This window comes from uncultured Castellaniella sp. (genome assembly GCF_937988725.1).
GTDB lineage: Bacteria > Pseudomonadota > Gammaproteobacteria > Burkholderiales > Burkholderiaceae_B > Castellaniella.
Window position 1 is genome coordinate 1,342,306 of sequence record NZ_CALKHS010000010.1, and the last position, 23,907, is coordinate 1,366,212.

The 23,907-nt window shown below is 66.9% G+C and carries 21 protein-coding genes and 3 tRNA genes; 17 read left to right on the forward strand and 7 right to left on the reverse strand.

The features are described from left to right. Positions 1 to 105: 105 nt before the first annotated feature. On the reverse strand, positions 106 to 1,605 hold the full coding sequence (gene dacB, locus Q0263_RS16710; RefSeq protein WP_298018788.1) for a D-alanyl-D-alanine carboxypeptidase/D-alanyl-D-alanine-endopeptidase: 1,500 nt from the start codon (positions 1,603 to 1,605) through the stop codon (positions 106 to 108). 191 nt (positions 1,606 to 1,796) lie between these two features. Between dacB and queA the strand changes: the two genes are divergently transcribed. The 5 genes from queA to secF all read left to right on the forward strand — a co-directional run bounded on the left by queA (position 1,797) and on the right by secF (position 7,311). After that, positions 1,797 to 2,855 (forward strand): tRNA preQ1(34) S-adenosylmethionine ribosyltransferase-isomerase QueA, encoded by a 1,059-nt coding sequence (gene queA / locus Q0263_RS16715; RefSeq protein WP_298018791.1) that lies wholly within the window; start codon positions 1,797 to 1,799, stop codon positions 2,853 to 2,855. Beyond that, a complete protein-coding gene (gene tgt / locus Q0263_RS16720; protein ID WP_298018794.1) occupies positions 2,852 to 3,988 on the forward strand; it encodes a tRNA guanosine(34) transglycosylase Tgt in 1,137 nt (378 codons plus the stop codon). Before queA ends, tgt begins: the two co-directional genes overlap by 4 nt. A gap of 94 nt (positions 3,989 to 4,082) precedes the next feature. Continuing rightward, entirely contained in the window at positions 4,083 to 4,427 is a 345-nt protein-coding gene (gene yajC, locus Q0263_RS16725) for a preprotein translocase subunit YajC (protein ID WP_298018796.1), read from the forward strand. A 64-nt stretch (positions 4,428 to 4,491) separates the two neighbouring features. After that, positions 4,492 to 6,363, forward strand: a complete 1,872-nt coding sequence (gene secD, locus Q0263_RS16730) for a protein translocase subunit SecD (protein WP_298018799.1) — start codon at positions 4,492 to 4,494, stop codon at positions 6,361 to 6,363. 12 nt (positions 6,364 to 6,375) lie between these two features. After that, complete coding sequence (gene secF / locus Q0263_RS16735) at positions 6,376 to 7,311, forward strand: protein translocase subunit SecF (protein WP_298018804.1); 936 nt, start codon at positions 6,376 to 6,378, stop codon at positions 7,309 to 7,311. A gap of 43 nt (positions 7,312 to 7,354) precedes the next feature. Here secF and Q0263_RS16740 read toward each other — a convergent pair whose 3' ends face one another. Further along, positions 7,355 to 7,993, reverse strand: coding sequence for a copper resistance CopC family protein (locus Q0263_RS16740; RefSeq protein WP_298018807.1), 639 nt, complete (start codon positions 7,991 to 7,993; stop codon positions 7,355 to 7,357). Between the two features lie 201 nt (positions 7,994 to 8,194). On the opposite strand from Q0263_RS16740, the gene Q0263_RS16745 reads away from it, so the two are divergent. From Q0263_RS16745 to lnt, 7 genes are all read left to right on the forward strand, one after another. Next, entirely contained in the window at positions 8,195 to 9,430 is a 1,236-nt protein-coding gene (locus tag Q0263_RS16745; protein WP_298018810.1) for a sulfite oxidase, read from the forward strand. A 1-nt stretch (position 9,431) separates the two neighbouring features. After that, positions 9,432 to 9,785 (forward strand): cytochrome c, encoded by a 354-nt coding sequence (locus tag Q0263_RS16750; protein WP_366140717.1) that lies wholly within the window; start codon positions 9,432 to 9,434, stop codon positions 9,783 to 9,785. Positions 9,786 to 10,109: 324 nt separating this feature from the next. Then, positions 10,110 to 11,474: a tRNA (N6-isopentenyl adenosine(37)-C2)-methylthiotransferase MiaB gene (miaB, locus tag Q0263_RS16755; protein WP_298019200.1), complete on the forward strand. Its 1,365-nt coding sequence runs from the start codon at positions 10,110 to 10,112 to the stop codon at positions 11,472 to 11,474. After that, complete coding sequence (locus Q0263_RS16760; protein WP_298018813.1) at positions 11,471 to 12,484, forward strand: PhoH family protein; 1,014 nt, start codon at positions 11,471 to 11,473, stop codon at positions 12,482 to 12,484. Before miaB ends, Q0263_RS16760 begins: the two co-directional genes overlap by 4 nt. After that, positions 12,474 to 12,944: an rRNA maturation RNase YbeY gene (gene ybeY, locus Q0263_RS16765; RefSeq protein ID WP_298018816.1), complete on the forward strand. Its 471-nt coding sequence runs from the start codon at positions 12,474 to 12,476 to the stop codon at positions 12,942 to 12,944. The genes Q0263_RS16760 and ybeY overlap by 11 nt, the downstream gene beginning before the upstream one ends. Before the next feature lie 68 nt (positions 12,945 to 13,012). Continuing rightward, positions 13,013 to 13,900 carry a transporter associated domain-containing protein gene (locus Q0263_RS16770; RefSeq protein WP_298018818.1) on the forward strand — a complete coding sequence of 296 codons (888 nt, stop codon included), beginning with the start codon at positions 13,013 to 13,015 and terminating at the stop codon, positions 13,898 to 13,900. Between the two features lie 21 nt (positions 13,901 to 13,921). After that, positions 13,922 to 15,592, forward strand: a complete 1,671-nt coding sequence (gene lnt / locus Q0263_RS16775; protein ID WP_298018821.1) for an apolipoprotein N-acyltransferase — start codon at positions 13,922 to 13,924, stop codon at positions 15,590 to 15,592. Here lnt and Q0263_RS16780 read toward each other — a convergent pair. Then, positions 15,589 to 18,492 carry a bifunctional diguanylate cyclase/phosphodiesterase gene (locus Q0263_RS16780; protein ID WP_298018824.1) on the reverse strand — a complete coding sequence of 968 codons (2,904 nt, stop codon included), beginning with the start codon at positions 18,490 to 18,492 and terminating at the stop codon, positions 15,589 to 15,591. The two genes, lnt and Q0263_RS16780, sit on opposite strands and share 4 nt — an antisense overlap. Positions 18,493 to 18,839: 347 nt before the next feature. Here Q0263_RS16780 and Q0263_RS16785 point away from each other — a divergent pair, with 347 nt between their 5' ends. Continuing rightward, positions 18,840 to 19,190: a Spx/MgsR family RNA polymerase-binding regulatory protein gene (locus Q0263_RS16785; protein WP_298018827.1), complete on the forward strand. Its 351-nt coding sequence runs from the start codon at positions 18,840 to 18,842 to the stop codon at positions 19,188 to 19,190. Positions 19,191 to 19,345: 155 nt separating this feature from the next. Here Q0263_RS16785 and Q0263_RS16790 read toward each other — a convergent pair. The 3 genes from Q0263_RS16790 to Q0263_RS16800 form a co-directional block, all read right to left on the reverse strand. Next, positions 19,346 to 19,422 (reverse strand) — tRNA-Asp (locus tag Q0263_RS16790). Between the two features lie 18 nt (positions 19,423 to 19,440). After that, positions 19,441 to 19,516: transfer RNA gene (locus Q0263_RS16795), tRNA-Glu, on the reverse strand. A 21-nt stretch (positions 19,517 to 19,537) separates the two neighbouring features. Continuing rightward, a tRNA-Ala gene (locus Q0263_RS16800) sits at positions 19,538 to 19,613 on the reverse strand. A 273-nt stretch (positions 19,614 to 19,886) separates the two neighbouring features. Between Q0263_RS16800 and bioB the strand changes: the two genes are divergently transcribed. Both bioB and Q0263_RS16810 read left to right on the forward strand, forming a co-directional pair. After that, positions 19,887 to 20,876: a biotin synthase BioB gene (gene bioB, locus Q0263_RS16805; RefSeq protein WP_298018831.1), complete on the forward strand. Its 990-nt coding sequence runs from the start codon at positions 19,887 to 19,889 to the stop codon at positions 20,874 to 20,876. Between the two features lie 6 nt (positions 20,877 to 20,882). Beyond that, the gene (locus tag Q0263_RS16810) at positions 20,883 to 21,794 is read left to right on the forward strand and encodes an EamA/RhaT family transporter (protein WP_298018834.1); all 912 of its coding nucleotides are present in this window, start codon (positions 20,883 to 20,885) and stop codon (positions 21,792 to 21,794) included. Here Q0263_RS16810 and Q0263_RS16815 read toward each other — a convergent pair. Further along, complete coding sequence (locus Q0263_RS16815) at positions 21,726 to 23,099, reverse strand: MFS transporter (RefSeq protein WP_298018837.1); 1,374 nt, start codon at positions 23,097 to 23,099, stop codon at positions 21,726 to 21,728. The two genes, Q0263_RS16810 and Q0263_RS16815, sit on opposite strands and share 69 nt — an antisense overlap. A gap of 70 nt (positions 23,100 to 23,169) precedes the next feature. Between Q0263_RS16815 and moaC the strand changes: the two genes are divergently transcribed. Together moaC and Q0263_RS16825 are read left to right on the forward strand one after the other, a co-directional pair. Beyond that, complete coding sequence (gene moaC, locus Q0263_RS16820) at positions 23,170 to 23,664, forward strand: cyclic pyranopterin monophosphate synthase MoaC (RefSeq protein WP_298018840.1); 495 nt, start codon at positions 23,170 to 23,172, stop codon at positions 23,662 to 23,664. Further along, the gene (locus Q0263_RS16825) at positions 23,645 to 23,896 is read left to right on the forward strand and encodes a MoaD/ThiS family protein (RefSeq protein WP_298018843.1); all 252 of its coding nucleotides are present in this window, start codon (positions 23,645 to 23,647) and stop codon (positions 23,894 to 23,896) included. The genes moaC and Q0263_RS16825 overlap by 20 nt, the downstream gene beginning before the upstream one ends. Positions 23,897 to 23,907: the final 11 nt, after the last annotated feature.

Genomic DNA, 23,907 nt, shown 5'->3' on the forward strand with positions numbered 1-23,907 from the left:
TGCCGGATCAGGCAGGTGCGGAGACGGACATCCAGACGCGGCGCCCCGCTTTACGGGCGGGGGCCGCTGATGCGGGCGATACGAACAGGGCCTGCGGCCCCGGCGTCAGCGGCTGGCCAGCCAGCGCACGAGCTCGTCGTCGAAGGGCCGCACCGCCGCCGCGCCGGGATGGTTGACCAGGCTGACCAGGATGTAGCGCTTGCCGCTGGCGCCGCGCACGTAGCCGGCCAGCGCGCGGGAACCATTCAGGGTGCCGGTCTTCAAATGCGCCTGGCCGCGCGTGTCGTTGGACCGCAGCCGGCGGCGCACCGTGCCGTCCATGCCGGAAATCGCCAGCGAAGACATGAATTCAGACATCATCGGGGAACGCCAGGCCACGTCCAGCATCTGCGCCAGACCGCGCGCCGTGACCCGCCCCTGGCGCGACAGGCCCGAGCCATTGTCCAGCACCCAGCCGGCGGTATCGACGTTCTGATTCTTCAGGATGGTGCGCACGGCCTGGCCGGCGGTTTCCGGCGTGGCCCCCGGGCCGTTCATCTCCGCGCCCAGCGTCAGCAGGGTCATGCGCGCCATGACGTTGTTGCTGTGCTTGTTGATCTGGCGGATGACGTCCGACAGCGCGGGCGAATCGTGCCAGGCCAGGACCTTGGCCTTGGCGGGCGCCGGCCCCTGCGAGAAGCCGCGCCCCAGAGTGCCGCCCAATTCGCGCCACAACAGCCGGAACAGCGCCTCGAAGTGATCCGCCTGGGTGCCGGCCAGCCGGTACATGCTGAATTCTCCGCAGCTGCCCCAGGCCTTGCCCGCCAGGCGAATGGTCGTCACCGGCCCCTGCACGCGGGCGTCCACGACGAAATTGCTGGCGGGGCGGCAGCTGCCGTCCTGCCAGGTCAGGTTCCCATCGACCTTCACCGTGGGCGTGGGCGGATCAATGATGGGAATCCACTGGCGATGCTTTTCGTCGGGCTGGAACAGGATGCGGGTGGCGCCGAAGCCCACCATCATCGCGTCGGGACTGGCGTTGTAGGGCCGGTCGGGCGAATCGTCGAATTCCCCCGGATCGATCGCGACCTGGCCGAACACGCCGCGGTCCACGACCACGTCGCTGAGATTCTTGATGCCCCGCAGGCGCAGCTCGCGCAGCACGTTCCATAGGTCCTCGGCCGTGAACCAGGGGTCTCCCGCCGCCTTGACGTACAACGGGCCCTTCAGGGTGCCCTGCTCGTCGACCCGGGCGTCGGGGGCCGCCAGGAACTGGGTGCGCCAGGTGTAATCCGGCCCCAGGGTGGAGAGCGCCGTCCAGGTGGTCACGGTCTTCATGACCGAGGCCGGATTGCGCGGCACGTCGGCCTGGATGCTGCTGATCACGGGGCCGCCCGCCTCGCGGATTTCCAGGGACAGGGCGGATTCGGGCAGCCGGGTGGCCTTCCAGGCCTTCTGCAGTTCGGGAGGCAGGGCCTGGGCCGACGCGCCGGCGGCCGAGACCGACAGCACGCCCAGGAACAGCGCCGCGCGCACCCATCCCCGCCATCCCGGCAGCGTTCCCGCCGACCGGCCCGCCGGCCGAAGAAAATGCCGACGATCCTGCTGTTGTTCTGCCCGACTCATGGCGCCACCCGACAAAAGCCATCAGCATAATCCAAAGAGCCGCGCGCGCGGGGCATTCGGGCATCCATTCTTACCGATCCTCACAAGCGACCCGGCCATCCCGCGAGCCGAAACACCGGGCCGGCGGGCCGGACTAAAATACGGGCCGACTCTTCATTCTTCGCGGCCCCGACCGGGCCTCCGACACCCCCGTGACTGCTGATCTGGATCTCGCCGATTTCGACTACGAACTGCCCCCCGAACTGATTGCCCAGCATCCCGCCGCCCGGCGCGACGCCAGCCGCTTGCTGCACCTGAACGCCGGCGGCGCGCTGCGCGACCTCCAGTTCACCGACCTGCCCGGCCTGCTGCGGGCCGGGGACCTGCTGGTCTTCAACAATACCCGCGTCATCAAGGCGCGGCTGCGGGGCCGCAAGGACAGCGGCGGCCAGGTGGAAGTCCTGGTGGAACGCATCCTGGATCCCCGTCACGCGCTGGCGCACGTGCGGGCCAGCAAGTCTCCGCGCCCCGGCGCCCGCCTGCTGCTGGCCGATGGCGCCATCGACGCCGAGGTCCTGGGCCGCCGGGACGAGCTGTTCGAACTGGCCTTTCCCGCCCCCATCCTGGACCTGCTGGACCGGCACGGCAGCGTGCCCCTGCCCCCCTACATCACCCACACGGCGGACGGCGACGACGAATCGCGCTACCAGACGGTCTACGCGCAGCAGCCCGGGGCCGTGGCCGCCCCCACGGCCGGACTGCACTTCGACCAGGCCATGCTGGACCGCCTGCGCGCCCAGGGCATCGACCAGGCCTTCGTGACCCTGCACGTGGGCGCGGGCACCTTCCAGCCGGTGCGCGTCACGCACATCCGCGACCACGTGATGCATGCGGAACGCTACGTCGTGCCGGAAGAGACCCTGAGGAAGATCCGCGAGACCCGCGCCCGGGGCGGACGGGTGGTCGCCGTGGGCACCACCAGCGTCCGGTCGCTGGAGGCCGCCGCCCGCGAAGGCGACGGCGTGCACACCACCGAGGGCGACACCCGGATCTTCATCACGCCGGGCTACGCGTTCGCCAACGTGGACGCCCTGATCACCAATTTCCACCTGCCGCAGTCCACCCTGCTGATGCTGGTCTCGGCGCTGGCGGGCATGGAGCCCATCCAGCGGGCCTACGCGCACGCCGTACAATCGCGCTACCGCTTCTTCAGCTACGGCGACGCCATGTTCATCGAGGCCGCCCAGACTTCCCCTGCCCAGACCCCATGACCGGATTGCAATTCGAACTGCTGCACACGGACGGCGCCGCCCGGCGCGGCCGCCTCACCCTGAACCACGGCGTCGTCCAGACGCCGATCTTCATGCCCGTGGGCACCTACGGCAGCGTCAAGGCCATGCTGCCGCACGAACTGACGGACATCGGCGCCCAGATCGTGCTGGGCAACACCTTTCACCTGTGGCTGCGCCCCGGCACCGACATCATGGACCGGCACGGCGGCCTGCACGGCTTCATGCAGTGGGACAAGCCGATCCTGACGGATTCGGGCGGCTTCCAGGTCTTCAGCCTGGACGGCATGCGCAAGATCACCGAGGAAGGCGTGCGATTCGCATCGCCCATCGACGGATCGCGGCAGTTCCTCTCGCCGGAAGAATCCATGCGCATCCAGCGCAGCCTGAATTCGGACATCGTCATGGTGCTGGACGAATGCACGCCCTATCGCATCGGCGAGCGCCCCGCCACGCACGCCGAAGCCGCCGCCTCCATGCGCATGTCGCTGCGCTGGGCGCGGCGCTCGCGCCAGGCGTTCCGCGACCTGGACAATCCCAATGCGCTCTTCGGCATCATCCAGGGCGGCATGTACGAGGACCTGCGCGACGAGTCCCTGGCCGGCCTGACCGACATCGGCTTCGAAGGCTACGCCATCGGCGGCCTGTCGGTGGGCGAGCCCAAGGAAGACATGATGCGGGTGCTGGCCCACGTCGCGCCGCGCATGCCCGCGCGGGCGCCCCGCTACCTGATGGGCGTCGGCACACCCGAAGACCTGGTCGAAGGCGTGCGCCAGGGCGTGGACATGTTCGACTGCGTGATGCCCACCCGCAACGCCCGCAACGGCTGGCTGTTCACGCGCTACGGCGACCTGAAGATCCGCAATGCCCGCTACCGCGACGACCTGCGGCCGCTCGACCCCGGCTGCCGCTGCCACACCTGCCGGCACTTTTCCCGATCCTACCTGCACCACCTGCAGCGCGTCGGGGAAATCACCGGCGCGCGGCTCAATACCCTGCACAACCTGCATTTCTACCTGAACCTGATGAGCGAAATGCGCGAGGCCATCGAGCAGGGCCGGTTCGAAAGCTGGCGCCAGGCCTTCCTGCGGGACCGGTCCCGGGGGATCGAATAGCGCCGCCGCGCGGCCGGCCCCCTTTATCGCTACAATCAAGAGTTAATCTCGTATCCAGACCTCTCATCCAACCCCTGATTTCCCAGGAGCCTTCATGTCTCTCGTTGACACTCTGACCCTGATCCCGGCCCAGGCGGCCGGCGGCGAACCCAACGCGCTGATGAGCATGCTGCCCATCATCCTGATGTTCGTCATCCTGTACTTCCTGATGATCCGCCCGCAGATGAAGCGCCAGAAGGACCACAAGAAAATGGTTTCGGCCCTGGCCAAGGGCGACGAGATCATCATGTCCGGCGGCATGCTGGGCAAGATCAGCAAGGTCAGCGACAACTACCTGACCGTGGAAGTCGGCCAGTCCGGCGACAAGGCCGTCGAAGCCGTCGTGCAGCGCAGCGCCGTGACGGCCGTGCTGCCCAAGGGCACGATCAAGTCCCTCTGATCGCCCCATCCGGCGCCGCCTTTTCGGCGGCGCCCGGTCTTTCAGCCTCCCCTTCCGACCGACCATGAACCGCTACCCCATCTGGAAGTACCTCATCGTGCTGGCCGCCGTCCTGATCGGCGTGCTCTACACGTTGCCCAATCTCTATGGCGAATCGCCGGCCGTCCAGATCGCGGGGGCCAAGACATCGGTCAAGATCGACCAGGGCACGCTCGAAAGGGCCGACCAGATCCTGAAACAGGCCGACATCCAGCCTACGGCCAGTTCGTTCGAGATGAACGGCCCCGTGGGCTCGGTGCGTCTGCGCTTCGATTCCACCGACACGCAGCTCAAGGCCAAGGACACGCTGGAAAAGGCGCTCAACACCGATCCGAAGAACCCGGACTACACGGTGGCGCTGAACCTGATGTCGGCCTCGCCCAACTGGCTGACGGCCCTGGGCGCGCACCCCATGTACCTGGGCCTGGACCTGCGCGGCGGCGTGCACTTCCTGCTGCAGGTGGACCTGCAGGGCGCCCTGACCAGCCGCTATGACTCCATGGCCGGCGAAGCCCGCACCACCCTGCGCGACGCCAAGGTCAAATTCGAGGACGTGGAACGCAACCAGCAATCCGTGCGGGCCACCTTCGCCACCCAGAACGACCGCGACGCCGCCGCCGACGCGCTGCGCCGCTCCATTCCGGAAATGGTCTTCACGACCAGCCAGTCGGGCAACAGCTGGCTGCTGGACGGCACGCTCAGCCCGGCCTCGATCACCCAGGTGCAGAACAACGCCCTGAAACAGAACATCCAGACCCTGCACAACCGGATCAACGAACTGGGCGTGGCCGAACCGGTCATCCAGCAACAGGGCGGCGACCGCATCGTGGTCCAGCTGCCTGGCGTGCAGGACGTGGCCAAGGCCAAGGAAATCCTGGGCCGCACCGCCACCCTGGAAATCCACATGGTGGACGATTCCCCGTCGGCCATGGCGGCCCTGCAATCCGGCCGCGTGCCCTTCGGCCTGGTGCGCTACACCGACCGGGATGGCCGCCCGCTGCTGCTGCGCCGCCAGGTCATCCTGACCGGCGAGAACCTCCAGGACGCCCAGCCGGGCCGCGACCAGCAGACCCAGGAACCCACCGTCAACCTGACCCTGGATTCCAAGGGCGCCCGCATCTTCCGCGACGTCACCCGCGACAACATCGGCAAGCGCATGGCCATCGTGCTGTTCGAGAACGGCAAGGGCGAAGTCGTCACCGCGCCCGTGATCCGGTCCGAGATCCCCGGCGGCCAGGTGCAGATTTCCGGCAGCATGACCGCCCAGGAAGCCGCCGACGTGTCGCTGCTGCTGCGCGCCGGCGCCCTGGCCGCGCCGATGCACATCATCGAAGAACGCACCATCGGCCCCAGCCTGGGCGCCGCCAACATCAAGCAGGGCTTCGATTCGACGCTGTACGGCTTCACCGCCATCGCGATCTTCATCATCCTGTACTACCACCTGTTCGGCCTGTTCTCGACCCTGGGGCTGTCCTTCAACGTGCTGCTGCTGCTGGCCGTGCTGTCCATGCTGCAGGCCACGCTGACCCTGCCGGGGATTGCCGCCATCGCGCTCACGCTGGGCATGGCCATCGACGCCAACGTGCTGATCAACGAACGGATACGGGAAGAACTGCGCCTGGGCCTACCGCCCCAGCAGGCCATCCACCTGGGGTTCGATCGCGCCTGGGCGACGATTTTCGACTCCAACCTGACCAGCCTGATCGTCGGGGTGGCGCTGCTGACCTTCGGCACTGGCCCGGTGCGCGGCTTCGCCGTGGTGCACTGCATCGGCATCCTGACCTCGATGTTCTCGTCGGTGGTGGGGGTGCGCGCCCTGGCCAATCTGTACTACGGCCGCAAGCGCAAGCTGAAATCCATCTCGATCGGCCAGATCTGGAAACCCAAGCAGGACTAATCAGGATTCATCATGGAATTTTTCCGCATCCATCGCACCATCCCGTTCATGCGGCATGCGCTGATCCTGAACATCATCAGCCTGCTGACATTCCTGGCCGCCGTCTTCTTCATCGCCTCGCGCGGCTTTCACCTGTCGATCGAGTTCACCGGCGGCACGGTGATGGAAGTCCACTACAGCCAGACGGCGCCCGTGGCCGACATCCGCACGGCCATCGACGCCCTGGGCTACAAGGACTTCCAGGTGCAGAATTTCGGCACCTCGCAGGACGTGATGATCCGCCTGCCCATCCGCCCCGACGAGGACACGGCCGCCCAGAGCCGCACCGTGCTGTCGTCCCTGCAGGCCCAGCACGCCGACGTGCAGCTGCGCCGCGTGGAATTCGTCGGCCCGCAGGTGGGCCAGGAACTGCTGCACAACGGCCTGATGGCGCTGCTGTTCGTGGTGGTGGGCATCATGGTGTACCTGGCCGTGCGTTTCGAATGGAAGCTGGCCGCGTCGTGCGCCATCGCCAACCTGCACGACGTGGTGATCATCCTGGGCTTCTTCGCCTTCTTCCAGTGGGAATTCTCGCTGTCGGTGCTGGCGGGGGTGCTGGCCGTGCTGGGGTATTCGGTCAACGAATCCGTGGTGGTGATGGACCGGATCCGGGAAAATTTCCGCAAGCAGCGCAAGGCCTCGGTGCGGGAAATCATCAACGCGTCCATCACGCAGAACATTTCCCGAACGGTGATCACGCACGGTTCGACGCAGATGATGGTGCTGTCGATGTTCTTCTTCGGCGGCCCGACCCTGCACAATTTCTCCCTGGCGCTGACCATCGGGATCTGGTTCGGGATCTACTCGTCCGTGTTCGTGGCCGCCGCGCTGGCGATGTGGATGGGCATCCGCCGCGAAGACCTGGTCAAGCACGTCAAGAAAGAAGGCGCGGAAGTGGAATTGGGATGAGATCGGACACGCAGAGGTCCCTGCGGACCTCTGCGCGCCGGTTTCATCTCACCCACCGGATCACCCACCGTCCCGCCGCCACCGCCAGCAACACCGCCAGCGCGCCAGCGCATAACACAGGCGGCATCCACCCACCGTCGTAGCGCCATAGGGCGACAATGCGATCGAGCTGAAAGCCCGTGGCCACCAGCCCCGCGCCGATCAGCCCCAGCGTCGCCGAGGCGAACTGCGGCTGGAACAGGGCCAGGGACGCGGCGGCGGCCAGCAGAGCGATCATCGCCAGCCACAGCGCCGCGTCGCGCAGCGGCAGCGGAGCCGAAGGCCAGAGCCGATCCAGGAAACTGGGCTGGCGCAGTTCATAGCCCAAGGCGCCCGACCCCGCATCGCCGGCGGCGGATTCCACGTGCCAGTTCAGCGCGTAGAGCCCGTAGGCCTTCTGTTCGGGGATGGGAATGCGGATTTCCGCGCCGGCATCGCGGATCGCATACAGGGGCAGCACCTGCCCCTGCGGATTGACCAGATCGACCCGCGCCACCCTGACGGGTTCGCTGAACACCAGGGACACTTCCGTCGGCGGCTTGAGCAGCACCCCGCCCGATGACAGGGAAGTCGCCACCAGCGCGATGCTTCCCCAGGAAATCTGCGACCACAACAGCAGGCAGGCGGCAAGAAAGGACTTCACGACATCAATTTCAACGAAGGGACGTGCGCCAGTATAGGTCCTTTCCAGGGCCCGGCCGCACGAGGCCCGCCCCCGCCCCGGACCGGTCGAAAGCGGGACTCCCAGGCCATCGCCCGAGCGCACGTTTTGGACTTCAACAGTTTAAGCAGTTATAAAGGCATTATTAAAAGTAATGTCTTTATTCAAGCTGGAGGAGAAGCCATGCAAAAACCTGTACTGCAAGATCCCGCCCGCCGCCGCGCCCTGCTGACCGGGGGCGGCCTGGCCGCCCTGGCGGCCGTCCCGGGGGCGTCCTGGGCGGATGGCGTGCGCACCGACCCGCCGGCCAAGGCCACCGCCGCCGGGGGCAAGGCCCTGCCGGAATACGCGGCCTGGAAGGACGCGGACGCCATGATCGTCCACAGCGCCAACACCATCGAGCTGCGTCGCCAGGACTTCGGCCACAGCACGATCACCCCCAGCGACCGCCTGTACGTGCGCAACAACCTCAATCCGCCCTCGGCCGACATCCTGAAGGATCCGGACGCCTGGACCCTGGAAATTTCGGGCGTGGCCAAGCCCGCCAAGCTGACGGTCGCGGATCTCAAGCGCATGGGGTTGACGTCCGTCACGATGGTGCTGCAATGCTCGGGCAACGGCCGGGCCTGGTTCCCCCACAAGCCCAGCGGCACCCAATGGACGGTCGGCGCGGCGGGATGCGTGGTGTTCGCCGGCGTCCCCGTCAAGGACGTCATCAAGGCCTGCGGCGGCGCGGCCGGCGACATGAAATACATGACCAGCACGGGCGGCGAGACCCTGCCCGAAGGCCTGGACCCCAAGACGCTGATGGTTGAACGCTCCGTCCCGCTGTCGGCCATGGAAGACGCGATCCTGGCCTGGGAACTGAACGGCGAACCCCTGCCCCTGGCCCATGGCGGGCCGCTGCGCATGATCGTGCCCGGCTACATGGGCGTGAACAACGTCAAATACATCAAGCACTTGGCGCTGACGGCCGAACAGTCCCCCGCCAAGATCCAGCAAAGCAGCTACCGGTTCTCCGCCGTCGGCGAAAAGGGCGGCCCCGACCACCCCTCCATCTGGGAAATGCCGGTCAATTCCTGGATCACCTCGCCCTTCGACCCCGCCAAGCCCCTGACCGCCGGCCGGGTGCAGATCACGGGCGTCGGCCTGGGGGGATTCCACCCTCTCAAGGGCGTGGAAATTTCCATCGACGGCGGCAAGACCTGGAAGGCGGCGCAGGAATTCGGCCCCGACATGGGCCGCTATGCCTGGCGCACATTCGTGCTGGGCGTGGACCTGAAGCCGGGCAAATACCAGATCGCCAGCCGGGCCACCAACGAGCACGGGGATGTCCAACCCAAGGAACGCCAGGAAAACAACCGCGGCTACAACAACAACAGCTGGCTGGATCACAGCATCGAACTGGAGGTCGTCTGAAGTGAATCATGTTGTATCGAAATTGAAGCGCGGCGCCGCGATCGTACTGGGTTGCGGCGTCATGGCCATCGTCGCGGCGAGTCCGGCCGCCGCCGACGAAGCCACTCTGGCCGAAGGCAAGGCGCTGTTCCAGAAGGACGCCGTGCCTGCCTGCGCGGTCTGCCACACCCTGAAGGATGCCGGCGCCAGCGGGGCCATCGGCCCGAACCTGGATGAACTGCAGCCGGGCAAGGACCAGATCCTGGCGGTGCTGCGCGACGGCTCCGGACCCATGCCCTCGTTCGCCGAAAGCCTGACCGAGGAACAGCGCCAAGCGGTCGCCGACTACGTCGTCCACGCCACGCACCCGCAGTGATCCGGATCCGCTAAGCAGATACACCGGGGCCATGCCGGCCGGTTCCCCGCCCGGGGACCGGCCGGCGGCTTTTCCGGCGGCGGGCCGGCGCCCGACCCTGCCGCCCCGACGACGCGGGCTATCCGCCGGCGCGTGCAGTAAAATAGCGGATTGTCCATTTTCGACCGCCCCCGGGATATAAACCCGCCCCGGCGACCCGCCATGCAAGAAACTCCCGTGCGCCGCCCCGGCGTCATTCCCGCTTCCCGTGAATCCGCCGAACACCTGAAGGATCAGGCCTGGCGCCAGGCCCAGGACGAAACCCTGGCCGGCCTGCTGCAGCCCATGGAACCCGGGCGGCACAAGAAACTGTTCATCCGCACCTTCGGCTGCCAGATGAACGAATACGACTCCGAAAAGATGGTCGACATCCTGCGGGCCGCCCAAGGCGTCGAACTCACCGATACGCCTGACGATGCCGACATCATCCTGTTCAACACCTGTTCGGTGCGCGAAAAGGCCCAGGAAAAGGTCTTTTCCGACCTGGGCCGCGTCCAGCACCTGAAGCAGGCCAGGCCGGATCTGGTCATCGGCGTGGGCGGCTGCGTCGCCAGCCAGGAGGGCGAGGCCATCGTGCGCCGCGCGCCCTACGTGGACGTCGTGTTCGGCCCGCAGACCCTGCACCGCCTGCCCGAACTGATCGACCGGCGCCGCGCCACCGGGCATTCCCAGGTGGACATTTCCTTTCCGCTGATCGAGAAATTCGACGCGCTGCCCCCCGCCCGGGTGGACGGGCCGTCGGCCTTCGTCTCCATCATGGAAGGCTGCAGCAAATACTGCAGCTTCTGCGTCGTGCCCTATACCCGCGGCGCGGAAGTCTCCCGCCCCTTCGACGACGTGCTGACCGAAATCGCAGACCTGGCCGACCAGGGAGTGCGCGAGGTCACGCTGCTGGGACAGAACGTCAACGCCTATCGCGGCCCGACGGGCGAATCCGGCGAGATCGCCGATTTCGCCATGCTGCTGGACTACGTGCACGACATCCCCGGCATCGAGCGCATCCGCTACACCACCTCGCATCCCAAGGAAATGACGGCCCGCCTGATCGAGGCGCACGGTCGCCTGCCAAAACTCGCCCCCTTCCTGCACCTGCCGGTGCAGGCCGGCAGCGATCGGGTGCTGGCCGCCATGAAGCGCGGCTACACCGCGCTGGAATACAAATCCATCATTCGCCGCCTGAAGGCCGCCCGCCCCGACATCACGCTGTCGTCCGACTTCATCATCGGCTTTCCCGGCGAAACGGAAGACGACTTCCAGAAAACCATGGACCTGGTGCGCCACGTCGGCTTCGACCAGTCCTTTTCCTTCGTCTATTCCAAGCGCCCCGGCACCCCGGCGGCCGACCTGGACGATCCCGTCCCCCAGGCGGAAAAGCTGGATCGCCTGCACCGCCTGCAGACGCTCATCAACGAGCAGGCCGCCGCCTACAGCCAGGCCATGGTGGGCGGCATCCAGCGCCTGCTGGTGGAAGGGCCGTCCAAAAAGGACCCGAACGACATGAAAGGCCGCACCGAGAACAATCGCATCGTCAACTTCGCCGGCCAGCCTCGGCTGATCGGCCGCATGGTGGACGTGCGCATCACCCAGGCCCTGACCAACACCCTGCGCGGCGAGATCGTCACCACCGAAACCGACCGGGTGGGCGCATGACGGCGCCCAAGACCGCCGGCGCCCGGCCCGTGTCCCTGCAGTTGGCCGGCAACAACGCGCAGCTGTCCAATCTCTGCGGTCCGCTGGATGAAAACCTGCGCCAGATCGCACAAGCCTACGACGTGACCATCGGCCGGCGCGGCAACCGCTTCAGCGTGCGCGGCGCCCGCGCAGGCGAAGCCGGCCAGGCCCTGCGCTGGTTCCACGAACGCTCGGCCCAGGCGCCGCTGTCGCTCGACGACCTGCAGCTCGGCCTGGTCGAACTGAGCAATCGTGGCACCGCCCCGTCCCCGGACACCAATGCGCCCCGGAACCTGCCCGAGCTGCCCCCCGTGGACGACGAAGGCCCGGTGCTGCGCACCCGCAAAACCGACCTGCGCGCGCGCACGCCGCGCCAGCGCGACTACCTGAACGCCATCCTCAAGCACGACGTCAGCTTCGGCGTCGGCCCCGCCGGCACCGGCAAGACCTGGCTGGCCGTGGCCTGCGCCATCGACGCGCTGGAACGGGAATCCGTCACCCGGCTGGTGCTGACCCGCCCCGCCGTGGAAGCCGGCGAACGCCTGGGCTTCCTGCCCGGCGACCTGGTGCAGAAGGTCGACCCCTACCTGCGCCCCCTGTACGACGCGCTGTACGACCTGATGGGCTTCGAAAAAACCCAGCGCCTGTTCGAAAAGCAGACCATCGAGATCGCCCCCCTGGCCTACATGCGCGGGCGCACCTTGAACCACGCCTTCATCATCCTGGACGAGGCCCAGAACACCACGCCCGAGCAGATGAAGATGTTCCTGACGCGCATCGGCTTCGGCAGCAAGGCCGTCATCAACGGCGACCCGTCACAGGTGGACCTGCCCAAGGGACACCAGAGCGGCCTGCTGCACGCGCTGGAAGTGCTGGACGGGGTGCCGGGCATCGCCCAGACGCGCTTCACCAGCCGCGACGTCGTGCGCCACCCCCTGGTGGCCCGCATCGTCGACGCCTACGAAAAGGCGGGCGACCATGTATCCTGATTTCTCCCTCAGCATCCAGTACGCCGTCGATGCCCCCCAACTGCCGCGCTGGCGCCTGCGGCGCTGGGTCGGCCGCGCCCTGGAACAGGCCCTGGCCGCCCCCGATCCCCGCGCGGGACAGCCCGTCGCCCTGGCCCTGCGCCTGGTCGACGCGGAAGAAGGCCGCAGCCTGAACGCCGCCTGGCGGCAGCGCGACTATGCGACCAATGTGCTGACCTTCGAATATGGCGCCGACCCCTCGGGCCTGATCAGCGGCGACATCGTGCTGTGCCTGCCGGTGCTGGAACGCGAGGCTGCGGAACAGGGCAAACCCCTGCTGCACCACGCCGCCCACCTGACCACCCACGGGGTGCTGCACGCCCTGGGATACGACCACATCGAAGCCGACGAGGCCGAGCGCATGGAAGCCCTGGAAACCGCCATCCTGGCCGCCCAGGGAATCCCCGACCCCTACCGATGACGCGGCGCCGCCTAAGCGCGCCGAGTTATCGGTTATGCTAGAAGATCCACGAACTCGTCCTACGGACAATGCCAGACCCTCACTCACCGGACCCGGAACCTCGACCTGCGTCGCCGTCTTCCCCTTCCCTGTTCTCCCGCCTCAAGGCCCTGCTGCGGCCGTCCCCGCCCGCCGATCGTGAAGGCATCCGGGCCGTGCTGGAAGCCGCCCACGACCACTCCATTCTGGATGGCGAATCCTACGCCATGATTTCCGGGGCGCTGGAAGTCGCCGACAAGACCGTGTTGGACATCATGGTGTCGCGTTCCCGCATGGATATGCTGGACGTTTCCCAGCCGCTGGCCGAACTGATGCCGTTCATCACCGAAACGGGCCATTCCCGCTTCCCCGTCTACGAAGGCGACCGGGACAACATCATCGGCGTGCTGCTGGCCAAGGACCTGCTCCTGACGCTCTCGGACCAGGCCCTGGACATCCGCGCGCTGATCCGCCCGCCCGTCTTCATCCCCGAATCCAAGCGGCTGAACGAACTGCTGCACGAATTCCGCATGAGCCGCAACCACCTGGCCATCGTCATCGACGAACACGGCGGCATCGGCGGCCTGGTCACCATGGAAGACGTCCTGGAACAGATCGTCGGCGACATCGAGGACGAATTCGACGACGCGGACGAAAAGACGATCTTCCGCACCGGGGACAACAGCTGGCGGGCCATGGGCACCACCGAGATCGAAGACTTCAACGAAGCCTTCCACGTGGACCTGCCCGACGAGGACTACGACACCCTGAACGGCTGGCTGGCCGCCGAACTGGGCCACATTCCCCGGCGCGGCGAACGCTTCGAAGGCCAGGGGCTGGCCTTCACCGTGGTGGGCGCCGACGGCAAGCGCGCCCGCTGGCTGCACGTGCAGCGCCTCACCGAACCTTCCTCGGCCGCCGACGCGCCGAATGCCTGAATCCCCCTGCCAACTCCCCTCATGATGTCCGACTCCGTGCCGACCGACACCTCCGCGCCCGCCCGGCGCGCCCGCGCAGCGGCGGGATCCCCTTGGCGCACGCGTTTCTGGGTGCTGCTGGCGGGCGCCGTGCAGGCCCTGTGCTTCGCTCCCGGCCCGCTGCCCGCCTGGAGCCTGCCCTTCGTGCAGATCGCCAGCCTGGCGATCCTGGCGGCCTACGCCTGGGGGGCCTCGGGGCCGCGCCAGGCGGCCGGCTACGGCTGGCTGTTCGGACTGAGCCAGTTCGCCATCGGGGTGTACTGGCTCACCATCAGCATGCATCAGTTCGGCGGCTTGGCCCTGCCCCTGGCCATCGGGGCGCTGCTGCTGTTCGCCGCCGCCATGGCGGCGTACGCGGCCGGGGCCTGCGCCCTGAGCGCCTGGCTGTGCGCCGGACACGGAAACCCGGAACAACCGGCCCGGCGCCAGATCCTGAACGCGGCGGCCTGGGCCTGCGCCTGGACCTTGTTCGAATGGCTGCGAGGCACGCTGTTCACCGGCTTCACCTGGCTGAACGTCGGCTATGCCCACGCCGAAGGCATGTTCGCCGCCTGGGCGCCGCTGGTCGGGGTCTACGGCCTGGCCTGGCTGTCGGCCTTCGCCGCCGGTTCCATCGCCCTGATGGCCCGGGCCAAGGACACCCCATACGACCGCAGCGCCGCCGCCACCATCGCGCTGACGCTGCTGACCGGCCTGGCGGGCATCAGCCTGGCGCACATCCAGTGGGCGCAGCCCCACGGCCAGCCGATGCTGGTGCGCCTGGTGCAGCCGGCCACGCCGCAATCGGAAAAATTCGACCCCGCCCGCTTCCCGGCGATCCAGGACCGCACCCGTCAGCTGGCGGGGCTGGCGGCCAAGACCCCCCAGGATCGGCCCGGGCTGATCGTCCTGCCCGAAACCGTCATGCCGATCTTCCAGGACCAGGTGCCGCCGGCCCTCTGGCAGCCCTGGCTGGACCTGGCGCGGCGCATGGACGCCGGCCTGCTGCTGGGGCTGCCGCTGCACGAACGCACGCCGGATGGCGATCGCTACACCAACGGCGCCACCGTGATCCGGCCAGACGACCGCCAGCCGCCGCTGTATGCCGGACAATGGCGCTACGACAAGCGCCATCTGGTGCCGTTCGGGGAATTCATCCCCCCCGGGTTCCACTGGTTCGTCCGCGCGCTGCAGATTCCCCTGGGCGATTTCGACCGGGGGTCCGAGCGCCAGCCGCCCCTGATGCTGGCCGGGCAGGCCCTGGCGGTGAACATCTGCTATGAAGACGCCTTCGGCGAGGAAATCGCCGCCGCCGTCGCGCCGGGCGACGACGGTTCTCCCGGCGCCAGCATTCTGGTGAACCTGAGCAATCTGGCCTGGTTCGGCGACACCTGGGCCCTGCGCCAGCATCTGTGGATTTCCCGCATGCGGGCGCTGGAAACCGCGCGGCCGGTCATCCGCGCCACCAACACCGGCACGACGGCCGCCATCGACCCCGACGGACAGGTCCGCGGCCAGCTGGACCCGGCCATCCCGGGGGTGCTGGACGTGGAGATCCAGGGCGCTCAGGGCCTGACACCCTACGTGCGCTGGGGCAACGGGCCGATCCTGGTCTGGGTGCTGCTGGGGCTGCTGCTGGCCTGGCGGTATCGCCGCCCCCGACGCGCGTCTTAATGTTCCAGGGGCTCGGCCTTTGAATCCAGCAGGCGCTGTTCGAAACTGAGCTGATCCAGGGGCTCTCCCAGCCAGAAGCCCTGCCCGGCGTCGCAGCCGATGTCCCGCAGCACGTCGTACTGGGCCTGGTTGGTGATGCCCTCGGCGATCACCCGCATGCCCAGCCGGTGGGCCAGGACGACGACGGATTCGCAGACCATGCGGGCCGCATCGCTGCCCGGCAGCTGTTCCGTCATCTCGCGCTCGAGCTTCAGCGTTTCGAAGGACATGTCGCGGGACGCCAGCAAGGCGGGCATGCCGACGGAAACCGCCCCCACGCTGAACCTCATGCCCGCCCTGTGCAGGCGGTTCAGGCGTTCCCGCACCAGCGGGCAGAGGTCCGGCAGCAGGTGTTCGTTGAATTCCAGCGACAGGCTGCCCGCGGGCAGCGCCAGGGCGTCGAGCAGGCCGACGACCGTATCCAGCCCCGACTGGTCCAGGCCCAGTTGGCCCGACGACACGTTCACCGTCAGACGCAGGTCCGGTGCCAGCGTCTGGCGCCAGCGGCTCAGCTGGCGGATGGCTTCGCGGAACACCCAGTCGCCCAGAGGCTTGATGAGCTGGCGTTCTTCGGCGAACGGGATGAAATCCATGGGGGCGATGACCCCGAATTCCGGATGCCGCCAGCGCAGCAGCGCTTCGGCCTTGATGATGCGCCGGGTGTCGAAGGCGTAGATGGGCTGGTACAGCAGAAAGAACTGGCCCGCGCCGATGGCTTCGGGCAGGGTCACCAGCAGATCATGCTGCATGCGGGCGCGTTCCTGCATGGACTGGTCGAAATACCGATAGCCGTTGCGCCCCGCCGCCTTGGCCTGGTACATGGCCATGTCCACGTGGCGCATCAGCATTTCGGCGTTGTCCGCATCTTCCGGATACAGGGCGACCCCCAGGCTGGCGGAGATCCGGACCTCATTGCCCATCAGCAGATAAGGTTCGGCGATGAAGCCCAGCAGACGCTGGCACAGGGCGTCGAGCTGCGGCCTGCCGGACACGTCCGTCGCCAGAATCACGAATTCATCGCCGCCCAGGCGGGCGATGAACTGGTTCTCCTGGTCGCCGCGGCAGCGGCGCAGGCGGTCGGCGACCTCGACCAGCAGGCGGTCGCCCATCTCGTGCCCCATGGAATCGTTGACCTCCTTGAAGAGGTCCAGATCCAGGAACAGCAGCGCCATGGACTGCGTCTGGCGGTCGGCCTCGTCCACCGAGCCCTTCAGGTGCTCGTTGAAATACTGGCGGTTGGGCAGACCGGTGAGCGGATCGTGGTGCGCCTGATTCCAGATCGCGGTCTCGACCTGTTTCTTCTGCGTGACGTCGCTGAGCATCACGACCCGGCAATTGACCGAGCCATCATGATTCCAGGCGGTATCCAGCACGACGCGCTGGGCGTATTCCTCGCCGGACTTGCGCTGCAGCCAGTATTCGCCTTCCCAGCGGCCCTTGGTATTGATGGCGTGCCACATCTGGTCGTAGAAATCCCGATTGTGGCGGCCCGGCCGCAACAGGGGCAGCAATTCGCCGGCCACTTCGTCGGGCCAGTAGCCGGTCATGCGGGAATAGGCCGGGTTGACGTCGATGATGACGCCCGTGGCATCGGTGATGGCGATGGCCTCGCTGCTGTTTTCATAGGCGATGGCCGCCAGTTGGGCGGAGGATTCCGCCTGCTTGCTTTCGGTGATGTCCTGGACCAGGCCGATGAGGGCGGCGTCGTCCCCCGAGCCCACCAGCGTGATGAAGGTCTCGATGTCGAACAGGGAACCGTCCTTGCGCCGGCCGTGGCGCTCGAACCGCAAGGTGGAGGTCTTCTGGCTGCGGCCCGATTTCAGGGCCTCGTCCACCAGATAGCGTTCGCGCGGCGCAATGATCGACAGCAGCGACAGATGCCCGATCATCTCGTCGGGCTGATAGCCGAAGATGTCCGCCATTTTCTGGCTGACGAAGCTGAAGCGGTCGTGGGCGATCAGGAAGATACCCACCAGGGCATTGGACGCCAGCCCCTGGAAGATGATCTCGGAGCGCTGCAGGCCGGCGCGGTCCGCCCGCATCTGGGTCAGCAATTCATGGATCTGCTGGCACCCGGCGTTGTAGGCCCGGGCGATATCGACGATTTCCGCCGCGCCCGACGGCGCCAGCTTCGTGGTGTAGTTGCCCTGCATCATGGCGCGCGTGGCATGGCGCAGCGCCAGCAGGGGCAGCACGACGCCCCGGCGCACCAGCAGGAACGTCCCCACCAACACGACGATGTCCAGCAGCACCAGGATCACCAGCCAATTGAAGGCCTGGTCCTTGGACTGGTGCAGCAGGGGCATCAGGGCGTCCAGCGCCGCGTTCAGCGTGCCGAGCAGCGCCGCCGCATCATCGGCGATCCATTGCCGCTGCACCACGTGCGGCAGGTCGCGTCCTTCGGCGGCCGAAGCGTCTCCGCGCGAATAGGAATCCAGCATCACCGCCTGCAGGCGCCCGCGCAACGCAACCCATTCGTAGCGGATCTTGGGCAGGAACACGCGCACGGAAGACTGATCCAGAGCTGCGATCTCGCGGTCGCCCACCACCCCGCCCCGGTCCAGCGCCTGCAGCGCCAGGTCCATGGCATCGATTTCCTTGCTGATCTGCCCCGTCTGCACCAGGCCGCCGTCGGCCAGCCGCATCGCCCGCACCGCCAGTTGCTGGCTGAACGCGCGCATGCCGCCCAGCGTGACGGATTGATCCAGCGCCGAGTCGTAGCGCGACATCAGCGAATACACCAGAACGGCATTGCCCAGTGCGAAGACCAGCATCAGGCCGTAGAACACGGCCGACACGGACCGCAGCCCGAGCAATGCGCGGGCAGCGGGCCCTGCTGGTGTGGAAAATCGTGGGCGCATGCGATCCTGATGGTCAAGGTGCCGGCAGCCTCGTCCCGCTGTGAGGGTGTTCTCGTGCCGCCTTCAGCAATGTTACCGGATATGCCTGCAAAGACAATCCCGCAAAAGGCCGATTCCTGGCGGGAGATCAAGCTTTTGGGAGGGTTGGGGGCGGCAGTCGGGTCCGGCTGGGCTATGATCTTCTCACCCCGGGTCTTCCCCTGCCGGCTCGGATTTCATGCATTTCTACTGTGCGCATGCAGTCCCATCGAGTATCGTCACGCACTAGGCTCGCCGCCTCCGCAAGCCGCCCAAGAAAAGGCCCACACCCAGGACAGGAGCCCTCCGACACGAATGAGCAATCCGACATGACGGTTACCATCTACGGCATCAAGAACTGCGACACAATGAAGAAGGCCTTCACGTGGCTTGGTGCGCAAGGCGTTGATTTCACATTCCACGATTATCGCGTCGCGGGCATCACCCGCGCCGAAGTCGCGGCGTGGGTTGCCGAAGCAGGGCTCGACAAAGTGCTGAACAAGGCGAGCAAGACGTTCCGTGCCCTGCCTGAAGCGGTACGCGACGGTCTGGATGAAGCCAGAGCGATCGACCTGATGGTCGCGGAGCCGACGATGATCAAGCGCCCGGTGCTGACGACGCCGCATGGCGTTGAAGTCGGTTTCAAGCCCGAGCGCTATGCAACGATTTTCGGACTTTGAGCGCGGCGACGAACTATTTTGACTATCTCGTCGGGGCGATTGTCACAGCGAGCCGCTGGCTAGCGCGCATGGCCAGCCCGCGCCCAGCGCACTGTGCGGCAGCCGCAAAAGACAAAAGCCCGATAGCTGTTAAACTATCGGGCTTTTTTGATCTTTGGCGGAGCGGACGGGACTCGAACCCGCGACCCCCGGCGTGACAGGCCGGTATTCTAACCAACTGAACTACCGCTCCGCAGCGATGCCAGAAAACTGGCGTCCCCTAGGGGATTCGAACCCCTGTACTCACCGTGAAAGGGTGATGTCCTAGGCCTCTAGACGAAGGGGACAGTACATTCATCAAAGAAGTTTGGTGGAGGTAAGCGGGATCGAACCGCTGACCTCTTGCATGCCATGCAAGCGCTCTCCCAGCTGAGCTATACCCCCAAACAAGGTCTTCGTTAACGAAGAAGCGAGATTATGCATGAGTTTTTCGACGTGTGCAAGTCGACCCCTTTATAATTACAAATTGATGCAAATCGGCAGCCCGGGGGTCCTGCCCGCCATATGGCGAGGGTGGCGTGAGCGATGCCTGCAGCTTGGCGCCAGATCCGCCAAACACCGCGAAAATCCTTGATTTTCAAGCGGCTTTCGCGTTTGCCACGAACGAGGCTGGCCCCTACTATCCGTGCTGTTCCCACTGATCAAGCGGATTCTTTCATGGACACCCTCATTCGCCACGAAACGCTGTCTCAGGCCTGGCCGGTTTCCGCCATCCTGGAGCTGTTCGATCTGCCCTTCATGGATCTGCTGCTGCGGGCGCAGACGGTGCACCGCCGGCACCACCCGGCCAACGCGGTCCAGCGCTCCAGCCTGCTGTCGATCAAGACGGGCGCCTGTCCCGAGGACTGCGCCTACTGCCCGCAGTCCTCGCGCTACGCGACCGACCTCGAACAGACGCCGCTGATGCCGCTGCCCCAGGTCCTGGCGGCGGCCCGCCGCGCCCGCGACGCCGGCGCGCAGCGGTTCTGCATGGGCGCGGCCTGGCGCTCGCCCACCGAGAAGCAGCTGGACGACGTGATCGAACACGTGCAGGCGGTCAAGGCCCTGGGCATGGAGACCTGCGTGACGCTGGGCATGCTCAAGCCCGGCCAGGCGGAACGCCTGAAGGCCGCCGGCCTGGATTATTACAACCACAATCTGGACACTTCGCCCGAATACTACGGCGAGATCATTCATACCCGGACCTACGACGACCGCCTGCAGACGCTGCAACGGGTCCGCGACGCGGGCCTGAAGGTCTGCTGCGGCGGCATCGTCGGCCTGGGGGAATCGCGCGAGATCCGCGCCGGCCTGATCGCCGCGCTGGCCAGCCTGGCGCCCTATCCTGAATCCGTGCCCATCAACCAGTTGGTCAAGGTCCCCGGCACCCCGCTGGCGGACGCCCCCGACCTGGACCCGCTGGAGTTCGTCCGCACGATCGCGGTGACCCGCATCGTGATGCCCGAAACCGTGGTGCGCCTGTCGGCAGGCCGGGAATCCATGCACGACAGCACCCAGGCGCTGTGCTTCATGGCCGGCGCCAATTCGATCTTCTACGGCGAACAGCTGCTGACCACTCCCAATCCACAGACGGCGGCCGACGCCAGCCTGTTCCAGCGGCTGGGCCTGACGCCCATGCCCGCTTCCACCGAAGCTTCCCCTAACTGAGCCGCCATGCATACCCTGATTCTGAGCATCACCTTCAGCGTGATGGTGTCCGTGTTCCTGAAGCTCGCCCGGCGCTGCCAGGTGCGCATCGAACAGGCCATCGCCATGAACTACGTCACCGCCTGCGCGCTGTGCCTGTGGCTGCTGCGCCCGCCGCTGGAGTCGCTGGGGCGGCAGACGCCGGCCGGCTGGGCGCTGCTGGGCCTGCTGGGCGTGCTGCTGCCCACCGTCTTCCTGATCATGGCGGCCGCGGTGCGCCAGGCCGGCATCGTGCTGAGCGACACCGCCCAGCGCCTGTCCCTGATCATCCCGATCCTGGCGGCCTTCCTGGTGTTCCACGAAGCCCTCTCCGGCCAGAAGGGCCTGGGCATCCTGCTGGCTCTGGGGGCGCTGGCCTGCCTGCTGCGCCGCCCCGCCGGCGCATCGGCTCAGTCCGACGCCCCGGCCGGCGGCATCGCTTCAGCCGACGGAAACGCGACCGGCGCATCGGACCTCAAGGGCCGCCTGGCCTGGCTGACGCTGCTGGGCGTCTGGGCGGGCTACGGCACGATCGACATCCTGTTCAAGCAGATGGCCCGCACCGGATCCGGCTTCACCAGCACGCTGTTGCTGAGCTTCGCCCTGGCGGCCGTCCTGATGGGCTTGTGGCTGCTGATCCGCCGCACGCGCTGGCACGCCCGCAGCCTGGCCTCGGGCATCCTGCTGGGCGCGCTGAACTTCAGCAACATCTACTTCTACATCCGCGCCCACCAGACCTACCCGGACAATCCGACGCTGGTCTTCGCCGCCATGAACATCGGCGTGATTTCCATCGGCACCCTGGTCGGCGCGGGCCTGTTCCGCGAACGGCTAAGCCGGACCAACGCGGTCGGCATCGCCCTGGCCCTGGCCGCCATCGTGCTGCTCTTCCCCCGCTGAACCGGCGGCGGCCTCGTCCGCGGCCGGCGGCACGGTATCGTCCACGACGGGATCATGGGAGATGTCGTGCTCGATATCGACCCGGGGATCGAGCACCGCCATGACGTGGGCGTTCTGCAGGGTATCGGCCATGGGCACGAACTGCGTGGGGGCGTCCGGGCTGACGTGGGTGCCCTTGACCCGCTGTTTCCGGATGAACAGCACCAGCACGGCGGAACAGGCGGACACGAAGACGAAGTAGACGTCGCTGCCCCAGGTGCGCATCAGCAGCCCGGCCAGCAGCGGCCCCAGGCAGGCGCCCACGCCGTAGACCATGTACAGCAGGGCGCTGAGGCCCACGCGCCGTTCGGGATCGACGTTGTCGTTGGCGAAGGACGTGCCCATGGGGTAGAGCGTGAACTGCACGATGCCCAGGATGACGGAGAACGCCACCAGCGCCGGATAGGGGAACTGCAGCCAGCCCCACAGCGGGATGCCCAGGAGCACCAGGACCAGAGCCCCCAGGCGGATCAGCTTCACCCGGCTGGTGCGGTCCGCCAGCCAGCCCAGCGGCCACTGGAAGATCAGGCCCGCGGCCAGGGACGCCGCCAGGAACACCCCCACCTGGTGATTGTCCATGCCATGCTGCAGGCCGTACACCGGCGCGAGGCCGTAGAAGGCGCCGTTGAGCATGCCGGCGACGAACAGCACCGTCATGGACATGGGCACGCGGGCCAGGTAATAGCGCAGGGCCAGCGGCGCCGGGACCTGCAGGGCCGGGTGCAGGCGCCGCGTCAGCGTGATCGGAATCAGGCTGAGCACGCTGCAGATCGCCACGAACACCAGGGGCTTGTAGTCCAGGTCCGGAAACAGGCCCAGGGTCAGCTGGCCCAGCACCGTGCCGGTACAGGTCGCCACCATGTAGAAGGCGAACACCGTGCCCCGGGCGGCGTTTTCCGTCTGTTCGTTGAGCCAGCTTTCGATGGCCACGAACAGGCACACCATGGCCACCCCCGCCACGAAGCGCACCGCCAGCCAGAGCCACAGGTCGTGGACCAGGATCATGATCAGGATGGTGATCGTGGTCAGGGCCGCGCAGGCCGCATAGGTGCGGATATGGCCGACCTGGATGATCAGGCGATAGCCGAAGCGCGCCCCCAGGACCAGCCCCAGGTAATAGGAGGCGATCATGGCCCCCACCCAGACCTCGGACACCGACTGCGCCGTCAGCCGCAGGCCCAGGTAGGTATTGAACAAGCCCGAACTGAGCAGCAGAATCAGGGTTGCCAGGTACAGGGAAAAGAAGGCGCCGATCGTCTTGGCCATGGAAAAATCCGGTCAGAGCCGCGCCGCATCCCGGCGGCAGCCTGGGTGAAATATCCGATATGATAGAACGATGAACGAAACCGAAGTTTCTCCCAGTCTGACGCATCTGGACGAAAACGGCCAGGTCCGCATGGTCGACGTCGGCGCCAAGGCCGCCACGGCCCGCACCGCCATCGCCGAGGGCCGGGTTCGGCTCAGCCCGCATGCCTGGAAGCTCCTGTCCGCCCAGGCCAACGCCAAGGGCGAAGTCCTGAACACCGCCCGTATCGCCGGGATCCTGGCCGCCAAGCGCTGCGCCGAACTGATCCCCCTGTGCCACAGCCTGCCGCTCAGCTTCGCGGGGGTGGATTTCAGCGCCGACGACGCCCGCCATACTCTAACGATCCGCAGCACCTGCCGCACCAGTCACCAGACCGGCGTCGAAATGGAAGCCATGACCGCCTGCACAGTGGCGGCCCTGACCGTCTACGACATGTGCAAGGCCGCCGACAAGGGCATCGTGATCGAGCAGGTCCGGCTGGTCTACAAATCCGGAGGTAAAAGCGGTGAATGGCGCAACGATTAACGTCCTGTACTTCGCCCAGGTCGCCGAACATCTGGGCATCCGCCAGGAAACCCAGGCCCTGGACGCCCCGATCCCGGCCGGCGACTGGCTGGACGCGCTGACGGCGCGCTGCCCGGCCCTGGGCCCCTCCGCCCGCCTGAAGCTGGCCATCAACCAGGAACATGCCGGGCGCCAGGACACCATCCGGCCGGGCGACGAAGTCGCCGTCTTCGAACCCGTGACCGGGGGCTGACGGCCCGCGCG

Excerpts from the sequence above, each read along its gene's own strand:
- bioB (WP_298018831.1), top strand. The coding sequence starts at position 19,887 with ATGGACACCCTCATTCGCCACGAAACGCTGTCTCAGGCCTGGCCGGTT.
- secD (WP_298018799.1), top strand. The coding sequence starts at position 4,492 with ATGAACCGCTACCCCATCTGGAAGTACCTCATCGTGCTGGCCGCCGTC.
- Q0263_RS16760 (WP_298018813.1), top strand. The coding sequence starts at position 11,471 with ATGACGGCGCCCAAGACCGCCGGCGCCCGGCCCGTGTCCCTGCAGTTG.
- yajC (WP_298018796.1), top strand. The coding sequence starts at position 4,083 with ATGTCTCTCGTTGACACTCTGACCCTGATCCCGGCCCAGGCGGCCGGC.
- Q0263_RS16810 (WP_298018834.1), top strand. The coding sequence starts at position 20,883 with ATGCATACCCTGATTCTGAGCATCACCTTCAGCGTGATGGTGTCCGTG.
- lnt (WP_298018821.1), top strand. The coding sequence starts at position 13,922 with ATGATGTCCGACTCCGTGCCGACCGACACCTCCGCGCCCGCCCGGCGC.
- secF (WP_298018804.1), top strand. The coding sequence starts at position 6,376 with ATGGAATTTTTCCGCATCCATCGCACCATCCCGTTCATGCGGCATGCG.
- Q0263_RS16785 (WP_298018827.1), top strand. The coding sequence starts at position 18,840 with ATGACGGTTACCATCTACGGCATCAAGAACTGCGACACAATGAAGAAG.
- ybeY (WP_298018816.1), top strand. The coding sequence starts at position 12,474 with ATGTATCCTGATTTCTCCCTCAGCATCCAGTACGCCGTCGATGCCCCC.
- moaC (WP_298018840.1), top strand. The coding sequence starts at position 23,170 with ATGAACGAAACCGAAGTTTCTCCCAGTCTGACGCATCTGGACGAAAAC.
- dacB (WP_298018788.1), bottom strand. The coding sequence starts at position 1,605 with ATGAGTCGGGCAGAACAACAGCAGGATCGTCGGCATTTTCTTCGGCCG.
- Q0263_RS16780 (WP_298018824.1), bottom strand. The coding sequence starts at position 18,492 with ATGCGCCCACGATTTTCCACACCAGCAGGGCCCGCTGCCCGCGCATTG.
- Q0263_RS16815 (WP_298018837.1), bottom strand. The coding sequence starts at position 23,099 with ATGGCCAAGACGATCGGCGCCTTCTTTTCCCTGTACCTGGCAACCCTG.
- Q0263_RS16770 (WP_298018818.1), top strand. The coding sequence starts at position 13,013 with ATGCCAGACCCTCACTCACCGGACCCGGAACCTCGACCTGCGTCGCCG.
- miaB (WP_298019200.1), top strand. The coding sequence starts at position 10,110 with ATGGAACCCGGGCGGCACAAGAAACTGTTCATCCGCACCTTCGGCTGC.
- Q0263_RS16745 (WP_298018810.1), top strand. The coding sequence starts at position 8,195 with ATGCAAAAACCTGTACTGCAAGATCCCGCCCGCCGCCGCGCCCTGCTG.
- tgt (WP_298018794.1), top strand. The coding sequence starts at position 2,852 with ATGACCGGATTGCAATTCGAACTGCTGCACACGGACGGCGCCGCCCGG.